The organism is Actinomycetospora sp., from assembly GCF_055612215.1.
Map to the genome: position 1 here is coordinate 1 of NZ_JBVPVA010000900.1, position 6143 is coordinate 6143.

The 6143-nt window shown below is 76.8% G+C and carries 8 protein-coding genes; 4 read left to right on the forward strand and 4 right to left on the reverse strand.

Features of this window, described 5'->3' with window-relative positions; genetic code table 11:
* Nucleotides 1-32: 32 nt before the first annotated feature.
* Entirely contained in the window at nucleotides 33-794 is a 762-nt protein-coding gene (locus AC0CYZ_RS24485) for a uracil-DNA glycosylase family protein (protein ID WP_472220179.1), read from the reverse strand.
* A 32-nt stretch (nucleotides 795-826) separates the two neighbouring features.
* Between AC0CYZ_RS24485 and AC0CYZ_RS24490 the strand changes: the two genes are divergently transcribed.
* The 3 genes from AC0CYZ_RS24490 (at nucleotide 827) to AC0CYZ_RS24500 (ending at nucleotide 2936) form a co-directional block, all read left to right on the forward strand.
* Complete coding sequence (locus AC0CYZ_RS24490) at nucleotides 827-1573, forward strand: hypothetical protein (protein WP_472220181.1); 747 nt, start codon at nucleotides 827-829, stop codon at nucleotides 1571-1573.
* Nucleotides 1574-1733: 160 nt separating this feature from the next.
* Complete coding sequence (locus AC0CYZ_RS24495) at nucleotides 1734-2390, forward strand: hypothetical protein (RefSeq protein WP_472220183.1); 657 nt, start codon at nucleotides 1734-1736, stop codon at nucleotides 2388-2390.
* Nucleotides 2391-2426: 36 nt separating this feature from the next.
* Nucleotides 2427-2936 carry a hypothetical protein gene (locus AC0CYZ_RS24500; RefSeq protein WP_472220185.1) on the forward strand — a complete coding sequence of 170 codons (510 nt, stop codon included), beginning with the start codon at nucleotides 2427-2429 and terminating at the stop codon, nucleotides 2934-2936.
* Nucleotides 2937-2949: 13 nt separating this feature from the next.
* Here AC0CYZ_RS24500 and AC0CYZ_RS24505 read toward each other — a convergent pair whose 3' ends face one another.
* From AC0CYZ_RS24505 to AC0CYZ_RS24515, 3 genes are all read right to left on the reverse strand, one after another.
* Nucleotides 2950-3993: a sensor domain-containing diguanylate cyclase gene (locus AC0CYZ_RS24505; protein WP_472220187.1), complete on the reverse strand. Its 1044-nt coding sequence runs from the start codon at nucleotides 3991-3993 to the stop codon at nucleotides 2950-2952.
* Nucleotides 3994-4095: 102 nt separating this feature from the next.
* Entirely contained in the window at nucleotides 4096-5127 is a 1032-nt protein-coding gene (locus AC0CYZ_RS24510; protein WP_472220190.1) for a sensor domain-containing diguanylate cyclase, read from the reverse strand.
* A 17-nt stretch (nucleotides 5128-5144) separates the two neighbouring features.
* Complete coding sequence (locus tag AC0CYZ_RS24515; RefSeq protein ID WP_472220192.1) at nucleotides 5145-5660, reverse strand: GNAT family N-acetyltransferase; 516 nt, start codon at nucleotides 5658-5660, stop codon at nucleotides 5145-5147.
* Between the two features lie 65 nt (nucleotides 5661-5725).
* On the opposite strand from AC0CYZ_RS24515, the gene AC0CYZ_RS24520 reads away from it, so the two are divergent.
* A partial coding sequence (locus tag AC0CYZ_RS24520; protein ID WP_472220194.1) for a MerR family transcriptional regulator occupies nucleotides 5726-6143 on the forward strand: 418 nt, incomplete at its 3' end.

The window sequence follows — 6143 nt, forward strand, 5'->3', positions numbered from 1 at the left end:
GTCGCGGACCTCGTCGCGGACCTGACGGCGGACTAGAACGGGCGCCGGCCGAGCCCGGCGGCCCGGGCGGGTGGGACGACCTCGCCCCGGGCGCGTTGTGCCGCGTCCCGCAGCACCGCCACGAGCCGGTCACCGTTGCGGCGCCCGCTGACGGGGTCGAGCCGGTCGTGCACGAGCGGGTTCGGGTGCGGCGCCCGTGAGACGGTGGCGTTCCGCAGCTGCCACGGCACGCGGCCGCGACGGTCCAGCACCGCCCACGCCTTGGCCGCCGGCGCGCCGAGCAGGACCACCTCGCGCGGCGGCGGGCCGAGCAGGTCGAGGAACTCGCCCAGCCGCGGCGCCGCGCGCACCACCTCGCCCGCGAGCCGACGGGGCTCGTGGGTCGGGTTCGCGATCCACCACGGCACGAGGTGCCAGTGCAACGTCACCTCGTGCCCGAGCCCGGCGCGGTCCGCGGCGCGGTAGAGGTTGGCCGACACCGCGTCGTTGGCGTAGCGGCTGACGAAGCCGCAGCCGTCCTCGGCGTCGGCGGCCGGTTCGGCCAGGAGCAGCAGCACGCGGGCCCCGTCGGCGGCCGCGGTCGGGTCGACGTACGGGACGTTCTCCAGCGTCGTGTCGCGCAGCCGGTCCACCCAGCGGTTGAGCCGGCCGGGCCGGCCGTCGTGGCGCCGGGCCCACCAGTAGGCGTGCCGCTCCGGGGCCAGCTCGCGGCTGAACAGCTCCTCGCGCCGGTGCGCGAGCCGGTTCCAGACGAGCTCGGGGCTGCGTGCGCCCGCGTGTGCCGTCCGTGCCACACCGGCCAGCGTAGGTGCGGGAGGATGGCCGTGTGGCCGACGACCTCGTCGTGCGCCTGCACGGCGGCCCCGACCGGGACGGAGAGATCGACGCAGGCGGCCTCGTCGCGCTGGTCGGGGCCCTGCAGCTGCTGACCACGCGCATCGCGCGCCACCTGGTCGACCAGACCCGGCCCGGGCGCAGCGCGGGGGTGGTGGAGCGAGCCGCCCGGGTGCGGCTGGTCGGACTGGACCCGGCGACGACGGTGCTGCGCTTCGCGGTCGGTGAGGACGACGTCCTGGGTGAGGGGCTGGAGCAGGAGGTCACCGACGCGCTGTTCGAGCTGGTGCGCGGCCTGTGGAACGAGACGCCGCCGGCGTGGACCACGCCGCTGCTCGGCGACGCCTGCGTCGACCTGCTCGACGCGCTGGCCCGCACCTCCCGCACGGCCTCGCTCGGCGGGAGCCGGTTCCGCGAGGCGAGCTTCCGACCGGGGGACCTGTCCCGGGCACGGTGGCCCCGGTCCGATCCGCCCCGGACCTACGGACCCGCCGAGACGGTGCGCGGCCGGCTCGACCGCGTCGACCTGCGGCGCGGCATCGTCCGGGTGCTCGACGACGCCGGGCGCGACGTCGTCGTCGAGGGCGTGGTCCCGGAGAGCGACCCGGCCCTGTTCGACGGGGCGCCCGACCCGGCGGCCGTCGCGCGGCTGCTCGGGCAGCAGGTGGTCGTCACCGGCCCGGCCAGCCACGGTCCGGGCGGGCTGCGGCTGCGCGGCGCCACGATCCGGCCGGCCTGAGCGGGAACCGATCCGGGGCGGGCGGCCTCCAAGGGGTGAGACCGACTCCGGAGGTGTCCATGAGCCCGCCCCGTGCCGTGACGGCCCCGTGCCCCGCCGACCTCGTGCCGGACCCGGCGTGAGGCGGCCGACGCGACGTCCGGGCCCCCGCCGCCGTCCCGTGCGGGTCGCCGGTGACCTCGAGCGCGCGGACCGGCGACGGTGGGCCGCCGCCGTGGCCGCCGCCCGGGAGGCCGCGCGCCTCACCGACCGTCCCGACGAGGAGCTCGTCGTCCAGCTCCCGCCGCCGTTCCTCGAGAGCGGCGCCCTCCCCCGTCTGGTGGTCGGCGAGGAGATCGACGCCGCGCCCGCGCTCTTCGTCGCCGAGGTGCGGGCGGCCGCCCCCGGGCCCCCGGGCTGGACCGTGGACGAGCTCGGGCTCGTCGAGGCGGTCGGCACCGTCCTCACCTCGCTGCCCGCCGGGGTGGACGCGGCCGACGGGTCGGCCTCGCCGGTCAGTGTCCTCGACGCGGGCGGGCGCCTCTTCCCGCTGTTCTGGTCGACGACTCCCCCGGTCGAGGGCCGCACCGGCATCGGGGGCGCCCTCTACCTGGACCCGGAGCTCGCCCCCGGCACCGAGCACGGGGAGGTCGTCGCCCTGTGCCGCGACCGCTACCGCGTCACCTCGCTGCTACGTGCCTCCCGCAGCGGGTGGGCACCGACGCCGCCCGTCGAGATCCCCGCGGTGCCCGACCCGCCGCCCGCGGACGCCGTCCTCGTCGCCCGTCTGCTCCCGCTCGGGCCTCGCGACACCGGGACGTTCCCGCTGGTCGGTTGACGCGGAGCCCTCGTGATCGACCGTAGGCTCGGCCGGATGGCGGTCGTGGTGATCGTCCCGGCGTGGATGCTGGGCGACGGCGAGTACGTGGGGCTCGCCGTGGGCGACCACCTGACGACCGGTCTCGCGCTCGCGGTCACGGACACCGCGGCCGCTCCGCCCGCCGGGAACGGCCTGACCCAGCGCGAGGACCGCCCCGGGTTCACGACGCTGCGGGGGCGGGTCGAGTGCCCGCGCGACGACGAGGGCGCCCGCGTCGGGACCGTGCTCCTCGCCGGGCCGTGGACCGTCGTGCCCTTCGCCGCTCCCCCGCTCGGCCCGGGCGAGGGCGTGGTCGCCTCGGGGTGGCTCACCGCCGAGCCCTACCTGTGGTCGGCGGGGAGCGCCCTGGCCCGCGCGGTGCCCGGGGGACGGCAGGCGTGGCAGGTGGCGCGGCTGCGCTGCGTCGTCGACGGCGGGGAGCCACAGGGCGTCGCCCGGCTGCCGGACGAGGCGTCGGTCGACCACGACGCCGCCTACCTGATGGACCTCGATCCGGTGGCGTGAGCCGGGCACAGCGTCAGGAGCGGGAGCGGGAGACCTCCGCGATCGGGTCCACCAGTCCCCGGACGACGACCGGCGCGGGGCCGCCCACCCGGCGGGCCCGCTTGTTCTCGTACATCGCCGCGTCCGCCTCGGCGATCGCGGCCTCGAAGCTCCGGTCCACCCGGAACGGCGCGACCCCGAACGAACACGGGACCTCGGCGTCGAGCAGCGCCGCCTGGAGCCGGTCGGCGAGCCGCCGCGCGTCGGCGGCCCCCATCGAGGCCACGAGCCCGAACTCGTCGCCGCCCAGCCGCGCGGTCGGGTCTCCGGGGCGCACCGCCCGCGCCAGGGTGTCCGCGGTGCGGCGGATGAAGCGGTCGCCGGCGTCGTGGCCCTGGGTGTCGTTGACGGCCTTGAGCCCGTCGAGGTCCATCATCAGCACCGACGCCGGATCCCCGAAGCGCCGGAAGCGCTCCTCCTCGCGGGCGAGCCACCGCTCCCAGCCCCGCCGGTTGAGCAGCCCGGTCAGCGGGTCGGTCTCGGCCTCGGACACCGCCCGCTCGAGCTCGCGCGCCGTCCGCACCGCCGCGCCGTCGGCGGCCAGCACGCTCGAGAGCAGGCTGGAGAGCAGGTCGAGCAGGGGTTCGTGCGCGAGGTCGGCGCTCGGCAACGGCTCCGGGTCGAGCCCGACGACGGTGCCGAACAGCTCCCCGTCCGGCGCCACGATCGGCGTGCCGACGTAAGCCGCGACCCGCACCGACGCGGCGGCCTGCGCCGCCACGGCCGCGGTGAGCCCGGGGACCGCCGCGGTGTCGGGCACGACGCGCGGCGTGGTGCCCCGGGCCATCGTCCGGCACAGCGCGGTCGACCACGCGATCTCCGTGCCGGGGCCGATGCCGTAGGCGCGGTCGGCCGCGACGAGCACCGTCTGGCGCCCGGCCGCCACCCGCGTCACCGCCCAGGCGCCCATCGGCGCGGCCGCGGCGAGGTAGTCGACGACCATCCGGCCCGCCTCGTCGAAGGCCCGTGGTGGAGCGAGGTCGGGGGCCACGGCCACCGTCGTCCCGGACGTTCTCATCCCCGGTCCTCCGATCGTCGCTCGCCGGCGAGCCCCTCCCTCCTACCACCGGGGGCCGACACCGACGACGGTGAGCACCGCCCACCACTCCGTCGGGTCGGGTCAGGACCCCTCCGGGGTGTACGGGGTGCCCGTCGGCCGGTCGGGGACCACGGGGCCGACCCCGGCGCGGTCCGGGTCGCGGCGGGCCCGCTTGTCCTGGTACATCGCGGCGTCGGCCTCGGCGATGGCCTCGGCGAACCCGCTCGTCACGCCGACCGGGGCGACCCCCATCGAGCACGGCGTCCCCGCGGCGTCGAGGGCGTTCTGCAGGCGGGTGACGAGCGGCCCGACGTCGTCGGGACCCACCGTCGCGACCATGGCGAACTCGTCGCCGCCGAGGCGCGCGAGCGGGTCGCCGCGCCGGGTGACCGAGCGCAGGGTGTCCGCGGTGCGGCGCAGGTAGGCGTCGCCCGCGTCGTGCCCCTCGGTGTCGTTGACCCGCTTGAGCCCGTCGAGATCCATCATCACCACCGACGCGGGGTCGCCGAAGCGACGGAACCGCTCCTCCTCGCGCGCGAGCCAGCGGTCCCAGCCGCGACGGTTGAGCAGCCCGGTCAGGGTGTCGGTCTCGGCGTCGGAGACCGCGCGCTCCAGCTCGCGCGCGGAGCGCACCGCGTTGGTGTCGGCCTCGAGGACGCTGGAGAGCAGGCTGGAGAGCAGGTCGAGCAGCGTCTCGTGGGTGACGAAGCCCGGGTCCAGCGGCCGCTCGTCGACCCCGATGACGGTCCCGAAGAGGCCGCCGTCCGGGTAGAGGATCGGGGTCCCGACGTAGGCCGCGACGGCCATGCCGCCCTCGGCCGCGGCGGCGATGACGTCGCACAGGGCGGGCTCGGCCCCGGTGTCGGGGACGATGCGCGGGGTCTCGCCGGAGACCATCGTCCGGCAGACCGAGAGGGTCCAGCTCCCCTCGACCCCGGGCGCCAGCCCGAAGCCGTGGTCGTCGCTGACGAGGATCGTCTGCCGGTCCCCCGCCACCCGGGTCACCGCCCAGGCCCCCATCGGCAGCGCCTCGGCGAGGTAGTCGACCACCATGTGACAGGCCTGGTCGAAGGCCCGCGGTGGCGCGAGATCGGCGATCACGGTGTCGGTCATGTCGTCCCCGCTTCCCCCTACGCGGGTTCCCGCGCCCCCTCGCGCGGGACCCTCCGTCGACCATTCTGGAGCGCCCGGTCCGGTGCGGGGCCGGGCGGGGTCACCCGCCGCAGGTGCAGCAGCGGGTACGGGCGGCCGTCCTCGTCGGTCTCCGACCGGCCCGTCTCGACGAACCCCCGGCGCGCGTACCAGTCCCGCGCCGCCGGGTTCTGCTCGTTCACGTCGAGGGTCAGCACCGGGTGGTGCGCGGCCGCGTCGTCGAGCAGCGCGGTGCCCGCCCCGCGCCCGTGCACCGGCGGGTCGACGAAGAGCATGTCCACCTCGCCCGCGCTCCCGCCCAGGAACCCGGCCGGACCGTCGGGGCCCTCGGCGACGCGCAGGGCCGCGCGAGCCAGCGCGGCGCGCACCCGGGGTTCGAGGTCGTCGATCTCGGTCGGCCCGAGGAACCCGTGGGTGGCCTCCACCGCGCGCCGCCAGATCCCGACCAGCACCTCGTGGTCGCCGGGGACCGCGTCGCGGATCGTCCACGCCATCCGGCCAGCCTAGGGACTTGACCCTCACGCCGCGTCAGGCCGCACGCTCGTTCACCATGACCGGGATGACGGACACGGCGGGCTTGACGGTCGGCCAGGTGGCCGAGCGGTTCGCCGTGACGGTGCGGACCCTGCACCACTACGACGAGATCGGGCTGCTGCGCCCGAGCCGTCGCAGTGCCGCCGGGTACCGCCTCTACACCGACGCCGACATCACCCGCCTGCAGCACGTCGTCGTGTACCGCCGGCTCGGGCTCGCGCTCGAGGACATCGCCGCCGTCCTCGACGACCCCGGCGCCGACGTCGCGGCGCACCTGCGACGCCAGCGGGACGCGGTCATGTCCCGGCTCGACGAGCTGTCCGACCTCGTCGTGGCCATCGACCGAGCCCTGGAGGCGGAGATGTCGGGAATCCAGCTGACCCGTGAGGAGCAGAAGGAGCTCTTCGGTGACGGGTTCTCCGAGGAGTACCAGACCGAGGCGC

Excerpts from the sequence above, each read along its gene's own strand:
- AC0CYZ_RS24500 (WP_472220185.1), top strand. The coding sequence starts at position 2,427 with ATGGCGGTCGTGGTGATCGTCCCGGCGTGGATGCTGGGCGACGGCGAG.
- AC0CYZ_RS24505 (WP_472220187.1), bottom strand. The coding sequence starts at position 3,993 with ATGAGAACGTCCGGGACGACGGTGGCCGTGGCCCCCGACCTCGCTCCA.
- AC0CYZ_RS24510 (WP_472220190.1), bottom strand. The coding sequence starts at position 5,127 with ATGACCGACACCGTGATCGCCGATCTCGCGCCACCGCGGGCCTTCGAC.
- AC0CYZ_RS24515 (WP_472220192.1), bottom strand. The coding sequence starts at position 5,660 with ATGGCGTGGACGATCCGCGACGCGGTCCCCGGCGACCACGAGGTGCTG.